Raw genomic sequence first — 24,093 nt, 5'->3', positions numbered from 1 at the left:
AATACCATTCTGTAAATAAAGAATGGTATTGATATAATTTTTCTCCTGTAAGTTGTACTTACTCGGCTATCTCAAAAGTCTCCATAAATTTAGTGGTAAAATTACCTGCTCTAAAGTTAGGATCTTTTAACAGCTGAAGGTGGAAAGGAATGGTAGTTTTGATACCTTCAATCACAAACTCGCTTAAAGCCCGTTCCATGGTGTTTAACGCTTCCTCGCGGGTTTGCGCTACACAAATCAGCTTGGCAATCATTGAGTCGTAATTTGGCGGAATTACATAACCACTGTATACGTGTGTATCTACCCTTACCCCATGGCCGCCCGGCGAATGGAAGTTGGTAATTTTACCCGGCGAAGGACGGAAATTATTGAACGGATCCTCAGCGTTGATACGGCATTCGATGGCATGCATTGTAGGCTCGTAATTTTTGCCTGATATTGGCGTACCTGCCGCTACCTTAATCTGTTCTTTAATTAAGTCTACGTTAATTACCTCTTCGGTAACTGGATGCTCTACCTGTATACGGGTATTCATTTCCATAAAGTAGAAATTATGGTGCTTGTCTACCAAAAACTCAATAGTACCTGCGCCTTCATACCTTACCGCTTTAGCGCCTTTAACTGCAGCTTCGCCCATTTTACGGCGTAACTTCTCAGTCATGAATGGCGAAGGCGACTCTTCGACCAGCTTTTGGTGACGACGCTGTATAGAGCAATCTCGTTCAGATAAATGGCATACTCTGCCGTATTGATCTCCTACCACCTGTATTTCGATATGACGAGGATCTTCTACGTATTTTTCAAGATAAATACCATCATTACCGAAGGCCGCACCGGCTTCAGCACGTGCCGAATCCCAGGCTGGTTCAAAATCAAGGTCGTTCCAAACAATACGCATACCGCGGCCACCACCACCGGCAGTTGCCTTCAATATAATAGGATAACCAATTTTGTTGGCTACTTGTATACCTTCTTTTACGTCGCTCAGCAAGCCCTCAGAACCAGGAATAGTCGGCACACCGGCTTTTTTCATGGTTGCTTTGGCAGCAGCTTTGTCGCCCATATCATTAATCTGGTCGGCAGTGGCACCAATAAACTTAATGCCGTACTCAGCACAAATGGCCGAAAACTTTGCGTTTTCAGACAAGAAACCATAGCCCGGATGTATAGCATCAGCATTGGTTACTTCGGCTGCAGAAATGATGTTCGGGATATTTAAATAAGAATCACGGCTGGCAGGCGGGCCAATACAAACAGCCTCGTCGGCAAAACGAACGTGCAAACTGTCGCGGTCGGCAGTTGAGTAAACGGCTACCGTTTTAATGCCCATTTCCTTACAGGTACGAATAATACGCAAGGCAATTTCACCACGGTTAGCAATTAATATTTTTTTAAACATGAGCTATCTTAAATGTGCAAAATGCGCTGATATGCAAATGTGCAGATGTTTTTACAGCATCTGCACATTTACCTTATAACGCCTTAAGCAATTTTACATCGGTTCAACTAAAAACAAAGGCTGGTCGTACTCAACCGGCGAAGAATTATCTACGAGAACTTTTACCACCCGGCCAGAAACTTCAGATTCAATCTCGTTAAACAGTTTCATGGCTTCGATAATACACAGCACGCTACCATTCGAAATTTCGTCGCCCACGTTTACAAACGAAGGTTTATCAGGAGTAGATGAGCGATAGAAAGTACCAATCATCGGCGATTTAATGGTAATGTATTTTGATGTATCATCTGCTACAGGTGCCTCGGCTTGCGCTGAAGCAGGTACAGTTACAGCCGCAGCTGCCGGCATTGCCGATACAGGTTGTGCTACCGGCAAAGTTGCATTAACTACGGTAGGTGCCTGATTGGTTTTTATCGTAATCTTAAATTCGTTCTGTTCAATGGATACTTCGTTTACGCCAGATTTTGAAACGAAGCGGATAAGATCCTGAATTTGTTTTATATCCATATTTAGGTGTAGTGGTTTCTCGATAATTTAAAAACCTAAGTTATAACAAATTAAATAAAAATAGTTCCAAATTTAGTAGGCCCATTTTAAGTAAAGGGATCCCCAGGTGAAACCGCCGCCAAAGGCTGCCAGTACAATGTTATCGCCTTTCTTAAATTTGCTCTCCCATTCCCAAAGGCAAAGCGGTATGGTACCATTGGTGGTATTGCCGTAACGCTCAATGTTGATGACTACCTTTTCGTCGCTGATGCCCATACGGCTAGCCGTAGCATCAATAATGCGCTTGTTAGCCTGGTGCGGAACCAGCCATGCTACATCATCAGCTACCAGGTTGTTGCGTTCCATAATTTCGGCCGCTACGTTGGCCATGTTGGTTACAGCAAATTTAAATACGGTTTTACCTTCCTGGAAAGCATAGTGCTCACGCCCCGAAACGGTCTCGTGGGTTGCCGGCCTTAATGAGCCGCCAGCCTTCATGTTTAAAAACTCCCGGCCCGAGCCATCGCTTTTTAAAACAGAGTCAACTACGCCGTAGCCTTCGGTATTGGGTTCTAATAAGGCTGCACCGCAACCATCGCCAAATATAATGCAGGTAGCACGGTCCTGATAATCAATAATCGACGACATTTTATCGCCGCCAACTACCAATACCTTTTTGTGCTTACCACTTTCAATAAAAGCGGCCCCGGTAGCTAAACCAAATACAAAACCCGAGCAGGCTGCCTGTAAATCATATCCCCATGCATTTTTTGCACCTATTTTGTCGGCCAAAATATTTGCCGTAGCCGGAAAAGGCATATCGGGCGTGGTAGTACAAAAAATGATAAGGTCTATTTCTTCGGCGCTGATACCGCGTTTTTTAAGCAGTCCGTTTACAGCAGGTACAGCTAAATCTGAAGTGGCAGTACCTTCGCCTTTAAGTATACGGCGTTCTTTAATACCGGTACGAGTGGTTATCCATTCGTCGTTGGTATCAACCAAGGCTTCCAGCTCGTGATTGGTGAGTATGTAGTCGGGTGCATAGCCATGAACAGCGGTAATTGCAGCCTGTAGTTTATGCATTTATTAAATATTTAAACAAAAGCCTGTTTAATCTTTTCAACAAGGTTGCTCTCCACCATATTGCGCGACAGCAATACCATGTTTTTGATAGCTTCGGGACTGGATATGCCGTGGCCAACTACCACTGGGGCGTTAACACCCAGGATTGGACTACCTCCGTACTGCTCATAATTAAAGCGATCAAAAAACTCATCATTGATACCTTTTTTGCGGGCAATAACATAGTATGACTCGGCCATTTTAACAATAACATTACCGGTAAAACCATCGCAAACAAAAACGTCAGCAGCGTCACCGAACAGGTCGCGGCCTTCTACATTGCCCACAAAGTTAAACCGGGCAGTATCTTTCATCAACGGGTAAGTAGCCTGGCAAAGCATGTTTCCTTTTTCTTCCTCTTCGCCAATATTCATCAGCGCAACTTTTGGATTATCTAAGTTATAAACATGCTGGCCAAAAAGACTGCCCAACACACCAAACTGCAATAGCGTTTCGGGCTTACAGTCAGCATTGGCACCTACATCCAACAAAATACCCAAACCGCCTTTCAGTTTGGGTACAATAGCTGTCATAGCCGGACGTATAACACCCGGAATAGTTTTAACGCTGAACATAGCACCTACCAGCATAGCCCCAGTGTTTCCGGCTGATGAGAAAGCCTGAATATGACCTTCTTTTAACAGCTTAAACCCCTGTGCAATGCTTGAGTCGGGCTTTTGTGTGATGGCTTTAGTGGGGTGCTCACCCATACCAATCACTTCGGTAGTATGTACATACTCAAAATGATCTGGATTGAACCCGTTTTCCTGAAGAATACTTACAGCAATTTCTTTGTCGCCTACCAGCACCAGCTTTTGCTGTTCGGGTAAAGCTTTATAAGCTTCGACCGCTCCTAAAACCGCAGCTTTTGGAGCATAATCGCCGCCCATAATGTCTAAGCCTATCTTCATTGCAGAAAATCAGGTCTTAAACTGTAGCTGCTTTCTCGATAAGAACTTTACCGTTGTAGTAAAGGTTACCATCAACAGTGTATGCGCGGTGTGGCAAATGTACAGCACCTGTTGTAGCGCAAGTAGTTAAAGATGGCGCTTCAGCTTTATAATGCGTTCTGCGTTTAGCCGTTCTCGATTTGGAGAACTTACGTTTTGGATTTGGCATAACTTCTAAATATTATATCATTTTAACTTTTTAAGTGCGTCCCATCGTGGGTCATCACTTTTTTCTTGTTCATCACCGCCCGATAGTTTATCTAAACGATCGAGCATATCTTTATCACAATATGGCGTATCCCCCTCGCTGCCGCAATTGGCAATAAACGGAACGGCAACATTTATATACTCATACATTAACCCTGCAATATTGATTTCTGTATCATTTTTGGTCAGGGTAATGATCTCTTCATCCTCATCAATCTCTTCCTCGCTAAACTTGGCCACCTGTTGCTCATGAATATCTACCGGTTGCGGATATTCTGATAAACAACGGTCGCAAGCCAGATCAATTGTGCCGTGAATGTGAAAATTCAGAATCAGCATTGTTTCTTGCTTATCCAACTCCACTTTACATTGCAGATTTGCTTTTTTAACCAGCGAATAATCGAATTCTTTAAAAAACTCGTTATCCACTACGTAATCAAACTCGTGCTTGCCGAGCTTAAGACCAGTAAAAGGTATCGAATATGTTTTTAATGATTTCAATGAGCGATAATTAGCCCGCAAATGTAGAAAAAATATATGTAACGAGAAAGTGTTTTTTCAAATTAGAAAAGCGCCGTATTTACACTGCATTATACAGCATATCAGCACTCAAACACTCCTTATGTCAATAAACAGAGAAGTTCTAATCGCGGTCGCGGCTCAGCTTGCTAAACGGCAATGGATTTTCGTTTAACGCAGCTGTTTCGCGACGGTACTTTACAATATGAATAGCCTGAAAAAGCGCCTCACGGAATGATGTTTCAGATGCTTTGTTTTTACCCGCAATGTCATATGCCGTGCCATGATCGGGCGAGGTACGCACAAAGCTTAAACCTGCAGTGTAGTTAACGCCCGATTCGAACGAAATTTGCTTAAACGGAATTAAGCCCTGATCGTGGTACATGGCCAGCACGGCATCAAACTGCATATAACTTCCGTTGGCAAAAAAGCCGTCGGCGGGGTAAGGGCCAAACGCCAGTATATCGTTGGCACGGGCTTCTTCTAATGCCGGGATAATGATATCTTTTTCCTCGTTGCCAATCAGCCCGTTATCTCCTGCATGGGGATTAAGGCCCAAAACGGCAATTTTAGGTTTACGTATCCAAAAATCCTGTTTCAGGCTGGCATCCATTAAACGCAATTTGGCCAGTATTTTTTCGGCAGTGATAGACTGTGCAATCTGCGATACCGGGATATGACCGGTTACTACGCCTACGCGCAAAGTATCGCTTACCAAAAACATCAAAACTTCTGGTGAGTTATCACGTTGCTGCAAATACTCGGTATGGCCCGGAAAGACAAACTGCTCATTCTGGATGTTATCTTTGTTAATCGGTGCTGTTACTAAAGCATCAATTTGCCCGGCTATCAAATCGTCGGTTGCACGCTGCAGGGATAGGAAAGCGTATTTGCCGCCGGTTTCGTTAGCCAATCCCAGTTCCAGTTTTACATCCTCTTCCCAGCAGTTAATCATGTTTGCTTTTTTGTGATGTGCACTGGCAGCACTGTCAATCACGTTAAAGTTTAAATCATGCACTTGCAATGTGCGGCGGTGAAAAGAAGCCACTTTGGTATGGCCATAAACAATGGGTGTGCAATAATCAAATATCCTGTTGTCGGCCAGCGTTTTAATAATAACCTCAAACCCGATGCCGTTAACATCACCTACACTGATCCCTATTTTCATCTTTTCACTCATAATATCAATCTACTTTACGTGGCTTTATCAACCATGCGGCAAGTATTGCCTTTAATAGTAATGCTAAACCTTCAATATTAATAAACACTAATTAGTTTGCGATTTGCAAATAAACCATTTTCGGCAATAATGTTTACTATGCCTGCGCAAATATCACTTAATTTGCAAAAATTTGTGCAGAAGAGATGTCGTTAGTCAGAGCCAAAAAGCATTTGGGCCAGCATTTTTTAACCGATAAAAATATTGCGGCCAAGATTGTAGATAGCCTTCGTCCGGCTAATCGGTACACCCAGGTGTTGGAGGTTGGCCCCGGCATGGGGATACTTTCTGATTTTTTACTGCAAAAAACAGATTATCAGACTTACCTCATTGACATTGACACCGAGTCGTACCTGTTCTTACAAAAAAAATACCCGCAACTGGCCGAGCGTTTAATTAATGCCGACTTTTTGGAGATGGATTTCGGCAACGTATTTAGCGGCCCGTTTGCCATTATCGGTAACTTCCCGTACAATATATCATCGCAAATATTATTCAAAGTACTAGACAGCCGCCAACAGGTGGTTGAGGTGGTTGGCATGTTTCAGAAAGAAGTGGCCGAACGCTGCACCGCTAAAGCAGGCAGTAAAGAGTATGGCATTTTAAGTGTGTTTTTGCAGGCCTACTATAAGGTAGAATACTTGTTTACCGTAAGGGCAGGCGTATTTAACCCGCCGCCCAAAGTATTGTCGGCGGTAATCAGGCTAACACGTAACGAAGTGCAGCAACTTGCCTGCGACGAAAAACTGTTTTGGCAAGTGGTAAAAGCTGGCTTTAACCAGCGCCGCAAAACCCTGCGCAATGCCCTATCGGCTTTAATTAATAAAGAAGCTATGACAGATGAGCCCATGCTCGATTTGCGGGCCGAGCGTTTGACAGTAAATGATTTTGTTACGTTGACCAATAAGATCACTGAAAACAGGTAGTTTAAACATAGTATTAAAGTTACTTTTTACCCTATTCTAAGCCTAAAGCCTCAATGCTTCTACATGATGAGCCTAAGAGAATCATTGTATTACATATTCTACATCGCTTGTTTTGCATCATCCATAATTACCGGAATAATCACTGGGTTTAGGGGGGATAGCCACACACCGCCAATACCTTTTGGTATTGAAAGCCTGGCTTTGCCTATCGGCCTACTGCTTTATATGGCAGACAAAAAATTCTTCAACCCAACTAAAGTGCATAAAATTGGTATTACATTAAATGCTGCGGTTTTAATTTTTGTAATCTTTTCAGCTCTTGTAGATTAATCATTAAATTGTTTCATACTCATCGCTATGTTTCATAATAACATTCTCATTGTTGACGACCTGCATCCTATCTTCATCGAACAAGTAGAAGCTTTGGGTTATACCTGCGATTACCAACCTACCATGAAATTGGAGGAAGCCCTGGCCATCCTGCCGCAATACGAGGGGTTGGTAATACGGTCTAAATTCCAGGTAACGGCCGAGATTATTGATGCGGCTGCCAGCCTGCGCTTTATTGCCCGGGCCGGTGCGGGTATGGACAATATTGATGAAGCGTACGCCATAAAGAAAGGTATCATCCTGATTAATGCACCTGAAGGAAACATGGATGCCGTTGGCGAACATGCCATAGGCCTACTGCTATCGCTCATGAATAACCTGAACCGTGGCGACGCCGAAATTCGTGATGGCTCATGGCTGCGCGAGGCTAACCGCGGATATGAACTGAAAGGCCGGACGGTGGGCATTGTTGGATACGGACACATGGGGCAAAGCTTTGCCCGCAAGCTTAAGGGCTTTGAGGTAAATGTGATAGCTTACGATAAATACAAAACCGGCTTTAGCGACAATTATGCCCGCGAGGTAAGTATGGAAGAAATAGTAAAACACAGCGACGTGCTAAGCCTCCATATACCGCTCACCCCCGAAACCAAAGGACTGGTTAATGACGAGTACTTGTTTCATTTTAAAAAACCTATATTTTTATTGAATACCTCACGCGGCCAGGTGGCCCAAACGCAGGCCGTGCTAAACGGCATCAGGCAAGGTAAAATATTGGGTGCCGGACTGGATGTACTGGAAACTGAAAAGTTTCCTGCCCTTGCACAGCAGCTCTGGTTTGAAGAATTGAGAAACAGCGGTAAAGTAATTTTAAGCCCGCATGTGGCGGGTTGGACCTTTGAGTCGTACCGCAAGATCAGCGAGGTAATGGCCGCCAAAATAAAAAATTTGGATATTCAAACTTAAATATCCTATCTTCGTTTTTATACAACAGCAAGACTATGCAAGCTTAATGGCTTACATAGTCTTGTTTGTTTTTTATAGCTGTCGCGTCCTTCTTACAAACACAAGAAGGGCGGTTTTTTTTGATAGCCAACGAATCAAATATCTATTTAAAATTGTGTGTTTATGGCAGAGGTTGCATACTATACCAAAGAGGGTTTAGAAAGATTAAAAGAAGAATTACAACAATTAAAAACTTCAGGACGTGCCCAAATAGCTAAAGCGATTGCCGAAGCGCGCGACAAAGGCGACCTTTCGGAAAATGCTGAATATGATGCCGCAAAAGAGGCGCAAGGCTTACACGAAACCAAGATTGCCAAGCTCGAGGAAACTTTATCGAATGCCCGCATCCTGGACGAATCTAAAATGGATACGTCGAAGGTCCTGGCTTTATCTAAAGTAAAAATAAAAAACACCAAAAACGGTGCTACCATGACCTATCAATTGGTATCTGAAAGTGAAGCCGATCTGAAAGCCGGTAAAATTTCGGTAAGCTCACCTATTGCTAAAGGTTTGTTAGGTAAAAAAGTAGGCGACAAAACCGAGATTATGGTACCTGCCGGTAAAATGGAGTTTGAAGTTTTAGAAATTAGCCGATAGTTGACTTTCATTCATAGGTTATTGAGTTATTAGATCGATATTAAAAACTTTTAGCGACTTAGAAACTTAATACACCTGATAACAAGCTCCCCTACCTATGTCAAGCATTTTTTCTAAAATAGTAGCTGGCGAAATCCCGGCGTATAAAGTAGCCGAAAGCATTGACTTTCTGGCATTTTTGGATGTTAATCCTTTGGCCGAAGGACATGTATTAGTCATACCCAAACAAGAAGTAGATTATCTGTTTGATTTGGATGATGAGCTGTATACCGGCTTACAGATGTTTGCCAAAATTGTTGCTACCGCCATGAAACAGGTTATTCCCTGTAAAAAAATTGGCGTAGCCGTTATTGGTCTGGAAGTACCGCATACCCACATTCACCTCATCCCGATGAACGAAGTGGGCGACTTAAACTTTTCGCGCCCCAAATTAACATTTACCCCCGAGCAATTTGAAGCTACTGCTGAAAAGATAAAAGAAGCATTGAGGGAAGAATAGCTTTTATTAGAGCCAATACATTAAACAACTGAAGTCAAAAGTTTGCGATTCAGGGCTATCGAAGGATGATATGTGTTCCACACCGGAACCAATCTGGGGTATGATGGCTGCGATGCAGGTTGGCACAGCTATGGAACATGGCAAGACTGTTCTTGATCCTACTTGATTTGTAAATAGAGATTTTTTCAATAGTGAAGCAGCTATTTTAGCTTTTTTGTAGTGAACTTTCAATTATTTTGGCAACTAAATTAGTGGTTTATGGGGATGTTCCTATCGCTTTCCGGTATAATCAACAGATCGGCTTCTGATGTTCAGGTAAGTTTATCTAGATACTTAAAAAGTCAGGGTGGTGATCTTATAAATGAAGAAGCCGTAAGTGATCATCCTAATTTTTGTGTCATCAAAGAATGTAATGGTAACACCTCAGTACTGTACCCTTACGGTTTCCTGAATTGGGACGAGTGTTCGTGTTATCTTTCAAATGATTTGAATACCACAGTTCTATCCTTTCATATACATGATGGTGATTTTTGGATGTACGTATTATTCGTTTCAGGAGAAATTAAGGATCAATTCTGCCCTATACCGGATTACTGGGATAGTGACATTAGCATGGAGGAGCAAAATACCTGGAAAGGTGATGTAGATATCCTCGTAAAATACATACCAAGTCTTGAGAAAGAAACCATCAAGAGTTACCTCGTTCGTTGGGATGCTGAAGAGGAGTACAAAGCATATGAAGATGACGAATATACTAACTGCGATTGGCAGCTTATAGACTTTATGAATAAAGTGCAGTTGCCATACCCCATCGATAATGACGACAACGTAACTGGCCAAACTTATAAATTATGGACGAAAGATTTACCATTGGTCCACAATCGCAATACAATAAACACTGCAACGAAAGCTCTCAAAAAACCTTGGTGGAAGCTCTGGTAACATTTAACAATTATGGTATCAGCAAAACAGGATTTCTTGTAAACTTTCAAGCTGAGATACCACACATGAATAGTATTAGCAATGAGTTTTACTTCAACATAGTCGATTTTACGTTCTCGACTTGAAAACGAGCCGAGCAGCCGAAGCTCAATCTTGGCTTTTGATTCTTAACTCTTGACTCTTCCCCACTCCTACTACCCTCTTGTTATTTTCTTTCACAAACGATTCCCAGCCTGAGTAGCTGATTTTGCTGCCGCGGCCGGTGGTTATTTTCTGAAAGCTATGACAAACGGCCACGGCCAATCCATCAGTAGCATCTAAAAATTCGGGAGTTTCTTTAAAGCTGAGCAATTGTTGCAGCATGGCAGCCACTTGCTCTTTGGTAGCGTTACCGTTGCCGGTAATAGCCTGTTTTATCTTACGCGGCGAATACTCATTAACCGGAATATTGCGGGATAGCGCCGCGGCAATAGCTGTTCCCTGTGCCCGGCCCAGCTTTAGCATTACCTGTATGTTTTTACCATAAAAAGGAGCTTCGATAGCTAAAGTGTCAGGGTTATAGCCATCAATTAGTGCAATGGTTTTTTCAAAGATGCGCTGCAGTTTCAGCATATGATCATCAGCACCTCCGGGTATTTTAACTATGCCAAGGCTCAACAGCTCCAGTTTAGAACCTGTTTCTTTAACAACCCCGTAGCCCATTACGGCAGTTCCGGGGTCAATACCTAATATAATACGTTCCTTAATCGGCTGTTGCAGTTTCACAAATGCAAAGATAGGCTTTACTTAAGCACCGCTTTGTAATATATCCAAATAATCGGCCCGGTCAATAAACTGCGCGCCCATGCTTTCTAAGTGTTCGGTATGCATCTGGCAGTCAATCAACCTATATTGCTCATGCTGGCATAAAAAAACCAACGCTGCTTTAGAAGCATTACTTACCCGGCTAAACATGCTTTCGCCGCAAAATACATGGCCAGCATGTACGCCGTACAATCCGCCCACCAATTCAGTCTGTTGCCAAACTTCGTAAGAGTGCGCATAGCCCGCCTGGTGTAACTGTATATAAGCCTGCAGCATATCCTCGGTAATCCAGGTACCGTCTTGTCCTTCGCGCGGCATCTGTGAGCAAGCGTTGATAACCTGCTCAAAAGCCTGATTTTTAGTAATACTGAACCGGCCGGAGCGCAATACCTGTTTCATGCTTTTACTGATTTTAATCTGGCTGGGATAAAGAACAAAACGCTCATGCGGTGAGTACCACAGGATGGGCGTATCATCGCTATACCAGGGGAAGATGCCGTGCTGGTAGGCTAAAAGCAAACGCTCAACAGATAAATTTCCTCCTACAGCCAGCAATCCATCAGATTCAGCCAGTTCTGGATTTGGAAAAACCAGCCGGTTATCCAGTCTAAAAATCATGGCGCAAAGATACAGGTATTCGTGTTTGCAATCCACAATGGTACACTATTACCCCACAATACTTAAAATAGCAATGCCATCCGTTAAACGGATGGCATCAGGTTACTTAGTAAGCTATAATAAGTAAACAGTGTTAAACACTTTCTTTTTGCAATAACGCTGGGATGGTTTTTAATATCAGCCTTACATCATTTACCAGGCTATGATTTTCGGCATATACATTATCTAACATCAGGCGTTCTTCTTCGCTCATATCTCCTTTACCACGCTTTTCTACTTGCCACAAGCCTGTAATGCCGGCTGGTGCATGAAAGCGCAATGCATATTTATCGGTGGTTAGTTTTTCGGCCTCATATAATGGCAGCGGACGGTTACCTACAATGCTCATGTCGCCAATAAACACATTCCATAATTGCGGCAATTCATCAATACTGGTATTACGGATGAAATTACCGATACGGGTAATACGTGGGTCGTTTTTAATTTTAAAGAAGGCCGATCCTCCACTCGACTTTTTAGTATCCATGTATTCGCGTTCGCACCAGTGCACGTCATCAGCATAAATAGGAAACTGGCATTTACCGGCCGATGTACAATCGGCACACAAACGTGAGGTATTTTCAATTACCTGTTTTTCTTCGGGCGCTTTTTTAGCCGCGGCATCCGTATCGTATTGGTTTAAGTGTTTCAGATCTTTTAAACGCTGATCGGCATTTACATACATCGATCTGAACTTATAAAATTTAAACACCTGGTAACCGGTACCCACACGTAAAGAGTAATAAAAAGCAGGACCTTTAGATTCCAGTTTAATCAGCAAATAGATGATAAGAAACAGCGGCGATAACATTAACAAGGCCATGCCCGAAAAAAACATATCAAACACCCGCTTGCCCGATGGTACCTTATATAAGGCCTGTGTGCGCTTACCTACCGACTGACGGATAGACCGCCAATGCTCAGTGAGAAAGTTTACGCGCGACTCGATATTTTCGATATTTGCCGGCAAACAGAATGCATCAGCTACACCGGCACTCAGCGCCAAATTACGCAGGTTGTCATTAAAATGGTTTACAATTAAAAAGAACGGCACATCAGGCATCTGGTTCTTTTTTAAGGTATCGAGCAAGGTAACGCCAGATGACGCCAACACTTCATCCTGTGAAATAATGGCAACAATGTTTAAGTTATTGTTTTGCCAGGCCGAAAACAACTGCATGCCGTTTTTAAAATGCATCAGTTGTTTGTCCTGAAAATTACATTCATTGATAGATATGGTCAGCTCATCACTAAAACACACCAGTGCAATAATTCCACGGTTAGTAGAAACAGGATTCATAGTATTATACAGCTACTGGTTTACCAATTCTGCGCAGTATGGCCCGGATACGGGCTTCCAATTCGGCAGGGTTAAATGGTTTGACGACAAAGTCATCGGCGCCGCGGTTTAAACAACGGATGCGTACTTCTGAGCTATCTTCGCCCGATACGATGATTACTGGTATCGACTTAAAAAAGTCACTGCTGCTAATTTGCTGCACAAAGTCTAAGCCGCTCAAATTAGGGGTATTTAAATCTGATATGACCAGATCCGGAATATTTCCGTTCTGCAAAAAAGTAAGTGCTTCAAGGGCCGACGGGCAGATCTCAATTTCGTAGGCTTTGCCTAAAAACCTTTTCATAATGAGTTGCATATAATTATCGTCTTCAATAATCAGTATTTTACTTCGCCCTGAGTTTGAAAATCCCATAGTATTGGCTTGAATATTTTTATTTTTGTTTGTGTTTAATCGACTATTAGGGGTGGGTAGCATAGTGTCCTGTTACGTCTTTTTTGTTTAAAAGGTTCTGATTATTAACAAGAGCTATGAAATAAACACCCGTTTAAAGCGCTTAACCGTACCTTTCCATAATCCGCCGTCTATTTGTATGCGTCTGTCGGTAGTCCACACTATGGCCAGCGGATTATCTACCCGGTGCATATTACCGAAGTTTTTATTTTTTAGTTTAAGCGCCAGAAAGCCGTCTTCGTTAGTACCCGGCGGATGATTAAATCCGTCTACCTGCAAACCTTCGGCACGCCTAAAACCCGAATTAAACCCATACACATTTACCGCCTCATTTTTAAAGTATTTGTTGTACAACCGGGTAAAATCAGACAGATACTCATAAAAAAAGTAAGTGAATCTACCCGTTTTGCCTACCGGAATAAAAGAAAAACGGCCGTAGGTAATAGCCACATTGCGGTCCTCGGCGGCCAGTGGTTTAGTCATTTCCTCAATCCAGTGTTTGGGATAGATAGTATCAGCATCAGCGTTCAAAATATATTTACCTTTAGCCTGTGCTAAACCTGCATTACGTGCGGGCGTAATGCCTTGTGTAGTTTCAAGTATGCAAGTTACTCCGCAAGCTTTCACCAGAGCCTCGGTAGCATCCTTAGAGTTATTGTTGACCACAATAATTTCAACCGCCCATTGAGTTTCGTTACTGCATAATGAGGCTAGTGTTTGCACAATGGTAGCCTCTTCATTATAAGCAGGCATTACAATAGATACATCGGGGTTGCCTTTGTATAACTTTTGGTAGGACTTTTTCACCTGCTGAGGATCTTGCTTTTCATAGTAATAGTTACCTATATAAGCAGGTATAGAAATGGGTCTCATATAACGTATGGATGTTTTGTTACGCTGTATTATCAATAGTATTAATTAGCAACAGGTAACACGAACATAAGAACCTACGTTTCACCTGTTTTATACCTTATACGTAAGATTTAAAATAAGTTCTAACTTTTTATTTTTTGATTGCAAGCGCATTGATGAAGCCATACATCTTACCTAAGCATTAGCAAATAATGCCTACTTTTGCAGCCTATGAAAAAGCAGCAACCTACCATTTTGGTGGTAAACGATGATGGCATTACTGCGCCTGGTATTAAAGCGCTGATTGAAGCAATGCAGCAATTAGGCCGTGTAGTAGTAGTAGCACCGGATAGCCCCCAATCGGGCATGGGGCATGCCATTACTATTGGTAAGCCACTGCGTTTGGATGCGGTTGACTTATATAAAGACGTAGAAATGTATAAATGCTCGGGTACACCGGTTGATTGTGTAAAATTAGCCGTGAACCGTGTATTTAAAGGCCAAAAACCTGATTTATGCGTATCGGGCATTAATCATGGCTTAAACAATTCTATTAACGTATTATATTCCGGCACCATGTCGGCAGCGGTAGAAGGTGCTATCGAAAGCATACCGTCTATCGGCTTTTCGCTCGACGATTATACCCAGCAGGCTGATTTTGCACCATGTATTCCGTATGTAAAAAAAATTGCCACACAAGTTTTAAATCAGGGCTTGCCCGCAGGCACCTTGCTTAATGTTAATTTCCCTAAAGGTGATGCGTTAAAAGGCATAAAAATTTGCAGGCAGGCGCAAGGCAAATGGGCTGAGGAGTTTGACGAGCGGCTTGACCCGTACCAACGCCCTTACTACTGGCTTACCGGCCTTTTTCAGTTAAACGACCAGGGCGAGGATACGGATGTATGGGCATTGGATAACAACTATGTATCCGTAGTCCCGGTTCAGTTTGACATGACGGCACACCATGCCATTGCAGCGCTAAATAACTGGAAGTTTTAATTAAACCAAAAAACAGGTACAGCTCTATTCAACTTTTTGATAACCATCCACCACATGGCTACCGTCTTTAATTAAAAAGCTGTTAAATTCCTGGTTTAGTTCAGCACAGCTTTGTTTTAACATCTGGATGATGAGTTTGCCGGCATCATCCATTGGGCTGGCGTCAAGGATGTCTATCAATCCAACGATATTAGCTAACGGTCGTCGCAGTAAATGTGATTGCTTGTAGGCTACATCGCGCAGGGTTGTAGTTAAGAATTTGATATGATCTTGCCTCGATTCAAAATCGGTGATGTCGTAGCCTACCCCAACAATACCTTCTATACTCCCATCTGCCAACAAATTAGCTTTAAAATCCCATTGAGTGATAATGTAACCACCTTTGCCATTTAGCTTGCGTAGCGTTACATGGAAACTTTGTTCGGGATTAGCCAGGCAAAGTAAACTGGTTTGATAAGCTAAATCATGGTCATCAGGATGCAGGGCAGCTGATGCAGGTCTGGATGCCTGATCTTTATAAAAACCGGCGTATTTGTCTAAAAAATAGTCGTTGATGTAAGCATAATCTCCATTATGATTAACCAGTACCAAATAATAAGTACGGGATGTTTTTAACAGATCAACAATATACTGAAAGGTACTTAATGGCGATTGAATCATCATAACAGCTGCGAGTTACTCAATAGCTTGCCGGATTTTAACGTAGCGGTTTATAAATGTCGGGGTACAGCAATATTACTTCGGCAAAACCATTTTAACGTAAACAACTGTAAGTTGTTTGTACCAATCAGCAATTATATCTCAGCGTTTACTGTATACTATTTAAAGACAGGTCTATACCCTGCGCTGTGCCTTCAATTTTGCAGATGAGCGGGAAATCAGGATTATTAAGTACCCAAATTTTGGCTTTCCCTTTTTCGCTTACGGCATAAAAAGTGTCAACTTCTTTACCATCCAACTGGTAAGCAGGTGCACTTTCCTCTACCTTAAATGTTAAGCCATTCAGTTCAAAGTTCTTTTTATCTTTAAGGTTATTAAATGTGTCTTTAGAGAGGAACGCCAGGGTTTCGTTATCTTTTAGTTTGGTTACTTCGTTAAAACCGGGCTCACGAAGCGCCATTTTATTGCCGCTCTGTACGGCTTTGGCAGATATTTCGAACGTGCCTGTTCCTAATCCGCTAATCATCCATTTAATCTTTAGGGGTGCATTTAAGTCTGTAATGGTAAGTACAGCAGGTAACGACTGCCCAAAGGCACGGGCATAAGCGGTATAACTAAGTACAGTACCATTTTTAATTTGCGGCACCATTTTTTGAGCAACCGACGTATAAACAGATAAAACTAATATTATAAACGAAACTATTTTTTTCATACTCTTTAAATAACCTTTTTTAAATAGTTGATAAAAATAACATAATAAAATCGCCTCTTATTGTAAATTTGAAAATTATGCAGCTTAAAAATTCCATCCTGATGGGTTTATTGATAGGCGTGCTGCTTCCGGCAGCGGCCTGGGTGTTATTTGCCAGGCTCTATCCTGATACTGTTATTCTAAATAAACCAGCCATACCTTACCTTGTAGCTATTGGGCTTAACCTTTTCATGGTAAAGCTTTGCTTTCAACATAATGCTGACCAGACAGGCAAAGGGGTAATGCTGGCTACTTTTGCTAGTATGTTAGCGCTGGTGTTGATTTTAAAGGTAAGGATTTCATGAAATATTATCTGGTAGCCGGAGAGGCTTCAGGAGATTTACATGGCGCTAACCTGATTAAGGCACTTAAAGGTAAAGACCCGCAAGCCAACTTCAGGTTTTTTGGCGGTAACCTGATGGCAGCCGAAGGTGGAACGTTAGTAAAACATTACGCCAGCATGGCCTACATGGGTTTTGTAGAGGTGGCATTAAACCTGCGCCCAATACTGCGAAACATGAAAGAATGTAAGCAAGATATTGCTGACTGGAAACCTGATGTGTTAATATTAATTGACTTTCCGGGTTTTAACTTAAAAATTGCAGAGTTTGCCAAAAAACAAGGGTTAATAGTATGCTATTATATATCGCCTAAGGTGTGGGCCTGGAACCAAAGACGTGTTTATAAAATAAGAAAGATTGTTAACCACCTGTTTTGCATATTACCCTTTGAAGTAGATTTTTACCGCAAGTTTGATATGCAGGTAGATTACATAGGCAACCCTTTACTGGATGCCGTGGCTGCCTTTAGACCTAACCCTGATTTTTTAGCACAGCATAATCTGCAAGATAAAAAGATTATAGCCTTACTGCCAGGTAGCCGCAAGCAAGAAATTAGTCGGCTGCTGCCAGAGATGGTTAAAGTAGCCCGCCATTTTATAGGGTACGAATTTGTGATAGCCGGTGCACCTGCTTTTGATGTTATATATTATCAGCAATACTTAGACGGGGCAGAATTGCCTATTATTTTTAATGCCACTTACGATATTTTACACCATGCAGAGGCGGCCATTGTAGCGTCGGGGACAGCTGTGCTTGAAACCGCTTTGTTTAATGTGCCACAAGTAGCCGTTTATAAGGCCAACCAGTTAATGGTAAGTGCTGCACGTATGTTTTTAAAAATAAAATACATCACCTTAGTTAACCTTATTTTAGATGAGCCGGCAGTAAAAGAGTTAATACAGGATGAATGCAATACGAAAACCTTAACCCATGAACTTGATTTGCTATTGCACAATGAACCTTACCTGGAAATAATGATGCAGAAATATAAAAAATTGCATAGTTTGATGGGGCATCCGGGAGCATCGGCCAAAGCCGCAGAATTGATTATTCAGTATACTGTAAACGAAAAAACTCCGGCATAAGCCGGAGTTTTTTCGTTTCATAGGTAATGTAAAATATATTTTTAATAGCGACTTAGAGAAAGGTATTTATACCAATGGGTACATTTAAATCATATAACCCTTGGTATTTATTTATAAATCAGAACTAAGCAAGTTAAGCCGCATTAAAAGATGGAGTTTGCATAGTTTGTGTTATGCTATCGATAATCTTATTTTTTGCGTTTTTAACTGCTTTTAAGTCTTCTAACAATAACGCTTTTAATTCGCTGTCAAAACGTTTAACCATTTTGCTTACAGAAGGTGTACGGTAATTTCTCATAGTCGTATTTTTATAAATTTAGTAATTAATCTTTTTTAATGTCTTTGTCAATGTGATCAGTTTCACTCAGGTTTTCTTTACGCCTTTTTGCTTCTTCGTACTGACGATCTATTTGTTCATCATCACGAGCATCTGAGGGCTTTTCAGGATTTTGCGGGTTTTCCCATTCCTGATCCTGATTATCTTTTGGTTCGTTATTAACGGTAGCCATAACTGGTGATTTGCCCAATACTAATCCAATACCGTACCAAATTTGCATAGTAGAGGCGCAACCATTCACAACACACTGAATTACAAGCATAAATTTTTGAGTCTTGCCAAACCAAAGTTATTGATATGGTTTTTAAAACACTCTTTACTGGCACTAAATGTATCAAGCACCCGAATGATTTTGTAGAGTATTCTGCTTTCGTAAACTTAAAAGGTGAACTATTAATACTAAAGCCGACAGCGAAATGCCAATTGCACATACGCCTGCCCAATGATAGCTGCTCCAAAGCCGTGATGCCAGGAAAGTACCTAAGGCACCACCCACAAAATACGTAACCATGTATACCGTGTTAACGCGGTTGCGGGCATTAGGATTTAAAGCAAAAATAATGGATTGGTTAGCAATATGAGTAGCCTGCACGCCCATATCCATCAAGATTACGCCCACAATAAGCCCGGCCCAACTCCGGCTAAAAAACGCAAAAATGATAAATGACACCAGCAATAAAAGCAACGTATAAGTGATTAACACGTTGGCGCTAATTTTATCACTCAACCGCCCAATCAACGAAGCGGCCAAAGCGCCGAATGCACCAATCAAGCCAAATGCACCAGCTATCGCACTACCCTCATTAAAGGGAGGCTCACGTAATAAAAAGGTTAGCGTTGTCCAGAATGCACTAAAGCAGGCAAAGCACAACCCGCCCCGCAGTGCAGCCAACCGAAGTTGTGGCTCTTGTTTTACTAAAGAGAATAAGGATCTCATTAAGCTGCTGTAATTGCCTTTATAATCAGGCTCTACCTCAGGTACAATCATGGCTATCATTAACCACATAACCAGCATCAACCCGGCAGCTATGTAAAATACAGCGCGCCAGCCTAAATGCTCACCAATAAAACCACTTAATGTACGCGATAATAAAATACCAATGAGAAGCCCGCTCATTACTGTACCTAACTTTTTTCCACGCTCCTCGGGCTTGGCCAAATGGGCTACCATTGCTACCAATATTTGCGGGATAACCGAAGTTAAGCCAATTAAAAAACTACTGATTGCCAATACCCACATTTGCTGTGCACTGGCAGCCAATAACAGCGATGCAACTACAAAAGCAAAATCAATAAGCATCATCTTTTTACGTTTCAGCATATCAGCCAGTGGTATTATAAATAACAGGCCTGTAGCATACCCAATTTGGGTAAACATGGCTAATTGACCGGCAGCACCGTTGCTTACTTTAAAAGACTGCGCTATGTCTCCCAGTAAAGGCTGATTATAATAAATGTTGGCCACTACCAAACCGGTAGCAACAGTAAGCGTCCACAGCACCAGTGGTGATAGCTGGCTATGATTATCTTTAGTTAAAGCACTCATCATCATTACTCTTTAAAACAATCAACGAAGGTATCATCATTATAAAAGAACAACGAAATAAAACCGTCAAGTTAATCTATTGTATTAAACGTGTTACAACGCTTAAAAAAATTTAACTTTTACTAACATTTATTCATTCTAACTAAGAATTTAGCATAGGAAAAAGGTTATAAATAAATTTTTAACAATTTTTTTTAAAAAAAACTTGCAGACTTAAAAAGCAAGTGTTACTTTTACACCGTATTCGAAAGAAACACAAAATAGTCTTCTCATAATTTAGGTTTATAATTGGTTAGTATAAGTCCCCTGCCCATCAGGGGACTTTGCTTTTTATAAACATTTTTCTTTCTGAAAATCAGTTCAGTACTCTTTAGTTTATTGATGAAGTTTAAATGTCTGCATAGTTTGACTACCGTCAAGAATTGAAAAGAGAGCACAACTTCAGGCTGATAATAAACAAGCACGTAATTTCCTGATATACTTTAAGCCGTATATAGTTTAATAAGAAGAAAAAAGGGCGATCAAAACATGCCATAATATATTGACCTGTTTCGACCGCCCTTTTTGCACGGTACTCATTAATAAGTAAAATTTAGAGGCAGGTAAACCGTAAGCTCGCCGGCGCTCTGTTACTTAATAACCGAATAGCTGGTTTAAGCTTAGTTTAGAAAGCTCGCCATATTTTTTCAAATCATCGTCGCTTACTCTTTTAGTTGATGCCACAATACAGTAAGTAACCGGTTTATTTTTTACCTCCTGATCGTGAAATGCTTTTAAGTCAGCATAGTTTAAGCTGGCTACTGCATTGTAAGTATTTTTGCGGTCGTCGTAATCAAGGCCGCGGCGTTGTGCATTTAGGTAACTGAACAAAATACCATCCTGCGTTATACGCTCGGTTTCCAGTGATTTACGAATGTTGTCGCGTGCAGTATTCACTACTTTTTCTGATTCAGGCAAATCGGTAATCAATTCGTTCATACCCTTAATTGCCTCGTTTAATTTGTCGGCCTGAGTACCTACGTAAGCTATAAAATAGTTGGGGTCTTCTTTTTTAGTAGGCGCAACATAAACGGCATAAGTTGAATAAGCCAGCGCTTTAGATTCGCGTATGGTTTGGAAAACAATACTGCTCATACCACCGCCAAAATAATTATTATACAACTCAATTACCGGTGTTTTAGCAGCGTCGTATGGCGCTTCATTACGTATCCAGTTAATCTCGGCTTGTACCATGTCAAAATCAGCAAAAAGCACCTGGTTTTTATCAGGATTTACGCGTGTAAATTGTTTGGCCGCAGGGTAAGATGTAAACGTTGCCGGTACATGGTGCAAAGCTGCAATAGCTGGTGCCGGTGTTGCCTGCGGACCATAATACAAAACGGTATGCTTATAACCTGACAGGCTGTGCAGTAAATTTACCAGATCTTCGGCTTTAAGGTTATCGAGTTCCTCGTTAGTTAAAGTGTAGTTGAATGGGTTTTGCGCACCATAACGGGCATAGTTTAACAGGCCCGACATAATTGCAGCTTTATTGAGCCTGGCGTTTTCGCGGCCTTTACGGATACGGGCTTTCAGGTTAACTAAAGCCGCCTCATCAGGTTTACAGTTGCTGATCAGGTCTTCGTATAAAGTAACGGTCTTATCAAAGTTCTCTTGCAGGCCACTGATGGACACCGTTGATACATCGGTACCTGTATTAATCGCAAATGATGCAGCCAGTTTGTAAAAAGCCTTACTAAAACCTTCAGCATCCATTTTATTAGTACCTAAAAATTGCAGGTATTGGGCAGCAATAGGCAGCAACTTGTTATTCCAGCTGCCCATGTCGTACCGGTAATATAATCTAAACAAGCTATTATCTTTATTTTGTACCGATAAAACCTCCAGCGGACCAGCTTTAGCATGCTTGATGTCGCGGTTAAAGTCGAGCCAGGTGGGTTGCACCGGGTTACTTGGCATGGCGTTTACCGTCTTCAAAAACTCAGACTGGGCCTCGCGGTTTACTGCTACCGGTGTAATGGTAGGCTTATCTACCTTCACAATGTTTTTGTCTTCGCCTAAGTGTTTGTAAACTATTACGTAGTTATTATCATTAAGATATTTGTTGGCAAAGGCAACTATTTGGGGCTTGGTAATTTTTGACAGTTCATCTTCGTTAGCCACCTCGTTACGCCAGTCGATGCCCGAGGTAAAAGCATTCATCAGGTTGCCGGCACGGCTCACATAGTTTTCGTTGCCTTCTATCTTACTTTTTTTGCTATTGTTAACAATAGCCGGAATCAGGTCGTCAGAAAACTGGCCGCTTTTTAGCTTTGCTATTTCTGCCAGCATCAGGCTACGCACCGTATCAAGCGTCTGGCCTTTAACAGGGCTGCCCTGTAACATCAACACACTATAATCTTTTAAATTGTATGATGTAGCTCTGGCACTTAAAAGGCGCTGCTTCTTGGTCAGGTCTAAATCAAACAAACCGGCCTTACCGTTGGTCAGGATATCGCCAAGTAAATTCAGCATCCTGGCATCACGCGTACTGGCACCCGGAAAGCGGAAAGCAATGGTCAGGTTTTCGGGAGTAGGCCCGTAAATATCACGCTTAACCGGGGCAGAAATTGGCTTTTCGGGAGCAAAAGTATAAGCAGGTACTGCTTTTGATACCATGTAACCAAATCGCTGATCAACTTTTTTGATCATCACATCTGGGTTAAAATCACCGGTCATGATGATGCCCATGTTGTTAGGCACATAGTAGCTATGAAAATAGTTACGAATAGCCTTTAACGACGGATTTTTAAGATGTTCTACCGTACCTATAGTGGTTTGCTTACCGTAATTATTATTCGGGAACAAGGCTGCAAACATAGCTTCAAACACTTTGCTGCCATCGTTATCTAAGCCACGGTTTTTTTCTTCATAAACAGCTTCCAGCTCCGTATGAAATATTCTGAACACTGGTTGGCGAAAACGCTCGGCTTGCAATGCTAAATATTTATCAACTGATGCGCTGGGGATGTCATCGGTGTATACGGTTTGCTCAAATGAGGTAAAGGCATTAGTATTTTGCCCACCCATGGCAGCCATCATTTTATCGTACTCGTTGGCGATGCCAAATTTTGCAGCCTCGCCCGATACCTGGTCAATCTGCTTGTAAATTTCTTTACGCTTAGCTTCGTCTTTTGTTGAATTATACTGTTCGTAAAGATTATCAATTTTGTCAAGTAGCGGACTTTCTTTGCTCCAGTTTAAAGACCCGTAACGATCTGTGCCTTTAAACATCAGGTGCTCAAGGTAATGCGCTAAGCCGGTGTGATCGGCAGGGTCGGTTTTGCTGCCCGCCTTTACTGCAATATACGATTGAATGCGCGGCTGTTGCTTAGTAGTACTTAATATAACGGTCAGTCCGTTTTTCAACTTGTAAAAACGGCTGTGAGTAGGGTCGCCGCTTACGTATGTGTAATTATACCCGTTAGAAACAGCTTTTTCCCATTTAAAAGCTTGTTGTGCATAAGCTATACTGCAGGTAAGCATCCAGCAGATTACCGTAATAGGTTTAGTGTAAATTCTCATTGCCTAAATATATAAATAACATCACTAAATACATAGTTATATACAGCTTTTATAAGGTAACAGTCTTTACGCTAACGCTTTGGGAAAACCACAAACTTGATATATAAAGTACTTCTTAAGACCATTGATTTTGCTGCCTGATTAACCCGCTCATTAACTGTAGCCAAGCACTACATAAATGATAGTATATGAGCCATACAATAGTTATCAAAAACTGCAGCCAGTTCTTTTCACGTTTTCGCCAGGTAAGACATTGCTTTTAATACAACCTTGCATATCAAGCAATTTACGGAATGTACTATCACATCAGCTAATATTGGTGCCGAGTTATGCCATTTGGTAAGATCCTGGTGTTAATACCTAATTAAACGTGTTACCAGATTAGTAACAGCAAAGAGCGTTGCACATTGGCATAATTAAAAGAAATCAAGTGCAAGAAAGCTTAGTGACTTCTATAAAACATAGATTATATAAACGCGATATGT

At 41.6% G+C, this 24,093-nt stretch carries 27 protein-coding genes; 9 read left to right on the top strand and 18 right to left on the bottom strand.

Features of this window, described 5'->3' with window-relative positions; genetic code table 11:
• Positions 1–58: 58 nt before the first annotated feature.
• The 7 genes from accC to pdxA all read right to left on the bottom strand — a co-directional run bounded on the left by accC (position 59) and on the right by pdxA (position 5,923).
• Positions 59–1,399 carry an acetyl-CoA carboxylase biotin carboxylase subunit gene (gene accC / locus AAGR14_RS01300; RefSeq protein ID WP_342646785.1) on the bottom strand — a complete coding sequence of 447 codons (1,341 nt, stop codon included), beginning with the start codon at positions 1,397–1,399 and terminating at the stop codon, positions 59–61.
• A 93-nt stretch (positions 1,400–1,492) separates the two neighbouring features.
• Complete coding sequence (accB, locus tag AAGR14_RS01295) at positions 1,493–1,966, bottom strand: acetyl-CoA carboxylase biotin carboxyl carrier protein (RefSeq protein WP_342646784.1); 474 nt, start codon at positions 1,964–1,966, stop codon at positions 1,493–1,495.
• Between the two features lie 72 nt (positions 1,967–2,038).
• Positions 2,039–3,028 (bottom strand): beta-ketoacyl-ACP synthase III, encoded by a 990-nt coding sequence (locus AAGR14_RS01290; protein ID WP_342646783.1) that lies wholly within the window; start codon positions 3,026–3,028, stop codon positions 2,039–2,041.
• 11 nt (positions 3,029–3,039) lie between these two features.
• Positions 3,040–3,978 carry a phosphate acyltransferase PlsX gene (gene plsX / locus AAGR14_RS01285; protein WP_342646782.1) on the bottom strand — a complete coding sequence of 313 codons (939 nt, stop codon included), beginning with the start codon at positions 3,976–3,978 and terminating at the stop codon, positions 3,040–3,042.
• Positions 3,979–3,994: 16 nt separating this feature from the next.
• Complete coding sequence (gene rpmF, locus AAGR14_RS01280; RefSeq protein ID WP_342646781.1) at positions 3,995–4,186, bottom strand: 50S ribosomal protein L32; 192 nt, start codon at positions 4,184–4,186, stop codon at positions 3,995–3,997.
• Between the two features lie 17 nt (positions 4,187–4,203).
• Positions 4,204–4,725: a DUF177 domain-containing protein gene (locus tag AAGR14_RS01275; protein WP_342646780.1), complete on the bottom strand. Its 522-nt coding sequence runs from the start codon at positions 4,723–4,725 to the stop codon at positions 4,204–4,206.
• Between the two features lie 142 nt (positions 4,726–4,867).
• Positions 4,868–5,923, bottom strand: coding sequence for a 4-hydroxythreonine-4-phosphate dehydrogenase PdxA (gene pdxA / locus AAGR14_RS01270; protein WP_342646779.1), 1,056 nt, complete (start codon positions 5,921–5,923; stop codon positions 4,868–4,870).
• A 185-nt stretch (positions 5,924–6,108) separates the two neighbouring features.
• Between pdxA and rsmA the strand changes: the two genes are divergently transcribed.
• From rsmA to AAGR14_RS01240, 6 genes are all read left to right on the top strand, one after another.
• Entirely contained in the window at positions 6,109–6,888 is a 780-nt protein-coding gene (gene rsmA, locus AAGR14_RS01265) for a 16S rRNA (adenine(1518)-N(6)/adenine(1519)-N(6))-dimethyltransferase RsmA (RefSeq protein WP_342646778.1), read from the top strand.
• Between the two features lie 63 nt (positions 6,889–6,951).
• Positions 6,952–7,218 (top strand): hypothetical protein, encoded by a 267-nt coding sequence (locus AAGR14_RS01260; RefSeq protein ID WP_342646777.1) that lies wholly within the window; start codon positions 6,952–6,954, stop codon positions 7,216–7,218.
• Between the two features lie 27 nt (positions 7,219–7,245).
• On the top strand, positions 7,246–8,184 hold the full coding sequence (locus AAGR14_RS01255) for an NAD(P)-dependent oxidoreductase (RefSeq protein ID WP_342646776.1): 939 nt from the start codon (positions 7,246–7,248) through the stop codon (positions 8,182–8,184).
• A 162-nt stretch (positions 8,185–8,346) separates the two neighbouring features.
• Positions 8,347–8,820 (top strand): transcription elongation factor GreA, encoded by a 474-nt coding sequence (gene greA, locus AAGR14_RS01250; RefSeq protein WP_342646775.1) that lies wholly within the window; start codon positions 8,347–8,349, stop codon positions 8,818–8,820.
• 97 nt (positions 8,821–8,917) lie between these two features.
• On the top strand, positions 8,918–9,319 hold the full coding sequence (locus AAGR14_RS01245) for an HIT family protein (protein WP_342646774.1): 402 nt from the start codon (positions 8,918–8,920) through the stop codon (positions 9,317–9,319).
• 258 nt (positions 9,320–9,577) lie between these two features.
• Entirely contained in the window at positions 9,578–10,261 is a 684-nt protein-coding gene (locus AAGR14_RS01240) for a hypothetical protein (protein ID WP_342646773.1), read from the top strand.
• A gap of 147 nt (positions 10,262–10,408) precedes the next feature.
• Here the strand turns inward: AAGR14_RS01240 and ruvC are convergent, their stop codons facing one another.
• The 5 genes from ruvC to AAGR14_RS01215 form a co-directional block, all read right to left on the bottom strand.
• A complete protein-coding gene (gene ruvC / locus AAGR14_RS01235) occupies positions 10,409–10,963 on the bottom strand; it encodes a crossover junction endodeoxyribonuclease RuvC (protein WP_342648720.1) in 555 nt (184 codons plus the stop codon).
• Positions 10,964–11,047: 84 nt separating this feature from the next.
• Entirely contained in the window at positions 11,048–11,683 is a 636-nt protein-coding gene (gene aat / locus AAGR14_RS01230; RefSeq protein ID WP_342646772.1) for a leucyl/phenylalanyl-tRNA--protein transferase, read from the bottom strand.
• A gap of 133 nt (positions 11,684–11,816) precedes the next feature.
• Positions 11,817–13,022 carry a sugar transferase gene (locus tag AAGR14_RS01225; RefSeq protein WP_342646771.1) on the bottom strand — a complete coding sequence of 402 codons (1,206 nt, stop codon included), beginning with the start codon at positions 13,020–13,022 and terminating at the stop codon, positions 11,817–11,819.
• Between the two features lie 4 nt (positions 13,023–13,026).
• On the bottom strand, positions 13,027–13,434 hold the full coding sequence (locus AAGR14_RS01220; protein WP_342646770.1) for a response regulator transcription factor: 408 nt from the start codon (positions 13,432–13,434) through the stop codon (positions 13,027–13,029).
• Between the two features lie 114 nt (positions 13,435–13,548).
• Positions 13,549–14,346, bottom strand: coding sequence for a glycosyltransferase family 2 protein (locus AAGR14_RS01215; RefSeq protein WP_342646769.1), 798 nt, complete (start codon positions 14,344–14,346; stop codon positions 13,549–13,551).
• Between the two features lie 210 nt (positions 14,347–14,556).
• Between AAGR14_RS01215 and surE the strand changes: the two genes are divergently transcribed.
• A complete protein-coding gene (surE, locus tag AAGR14_RS01210; protein WP_342646768.1) occupies positions 14,557–15,324 on the top strand; it encodes a 5'/3'-nucleotidase SurE in 768 nt (255 codons plus the stop codon).
• 24 nt (positions 15,325–15,348) lie between these two features.
• Here surE and AAGR14_RS01205 read toward each other — a convergent pair whose 3' ends face one another.
• Both AAGR14_RS01205 and AAGR14_RS01200 read right to left on the bottom strand, forming a co-directional pair.
• A complete protein-coding gene (locus AAGR14_RS01205) occupies positions 15,349–15,987 on the bottom strand; it encodes a hypothetical protein (protein ID WP_342646767.1) in 639 nt (212 codons plus the stop codon).
• Between the two features lie 145 nt (positions 15,988–16,132).
• Positions 16,133–16,696: a hypothetical protein gene (locus AAGR14_RS01200; protein WP_342646766.1), complete on the bottom strand. Its 564-nt coding sequence runs from the start codon at positions 16,694–16,696 to the stop codon at positions 16,133–16,135.
• Between the two features lie 77 nt (positions 16,697–16,773).
• Between AAGR14_RS01200 and AAGR14_RS01195 the strand changes: the two genes are divergently transcribed.
• Together AAGR14_RS01195 and lpxB are read left to right on the top strand one after the other, a co-directional pair.
• Positions 16,774–17,040: a hypothetical protein gene (locus AAGR14_RS01195; protein WP_342646765.1), complete on the top strand. Its 267-nt coding sequence runs from the start codon at positions 16,774–16,776 to the stop codon at positions 17,038–17,040.
• Positions 17,037–18,161, top strand: a complete 1,125-nt coding sequence (gene lpxB, locus AAGR14_RS01190) for a lipid-A-disaccharide synthase (RefSeq protein ID WP_342646764.1) — start codon at positions 17,037–17,039, stop codon at positions 18,159–18,161. The genes AAGR14_RS01195 and lpxB overlap by 4 nt, the downstream gene beginning before the upstream one ends.
• Positions 18,162–18,294: 133 nt before the next feature.
• On the opposite strand, the gene AAGR14_RS01185 is transcribed toward lpxB, so the two are convergent.
• From AAGR14_RS01185 to AAGR14_RS01170, 4 genes are all read right to left on the bottom strand, one after another.
• Complete coding sequence (locus tag AAGR14_RS01185) at positions 18,295–18,459, bottom strand: hypothetical protein (protein WP_342646763.1); 165 nt, start codon at positions 18,457–18,459, stop codon at positions 18,295–18,297.
• 25 nt (positions 18,460–18,484) lie between these two features.
• Entirely contained in the window at positions 18,485–18,718 is a 234-nt protein-coding gene (locus AAGR14_RS01180; protein ID WP_342646762.1) for a hypothetical protein, read from the bottom strand.
• Between the two features lie 114 nt (positions 18,719–18,832).
• Positions 18,833–20,050, bottom strand: a complete 1,218-nt coding sequence (locus tag AAGR14_RS01175) for an MFS transporter (protein ID WP_342646761.1) — start codon at positions 20,048–20,050, stop codon at positions 18,833–18,835.
• A 627-nt stretch (positions 20,051–20,677) separates the two neighbouring features.
• Positions 20,678–23,608, bottom strand: a complete 2,931-nt coding sequence (locus AAGR14_RS01170; protein ID WP_342646760.1) for an insulinase family protein — start codon at positions 23,606–23,608, stop codon at positions 20,678–20,680.
• Between the last annotated feature and the right edge of the window lie 485 nt (positions 23,609–24,093).

It is taken from the genome of Mucilaginibacter sp. CSA2-8R (genome assembly GCF_038806765.1).
Classification (GTDB): Bacteria; Bacteroidota; Bacteroidia; order Sphingobacteriales; family Sphingobacteriaceae; genus Mucilaginibacter.
This window is presented reverse-complemented; position numbering and strand designations above follow the sequence as displayed.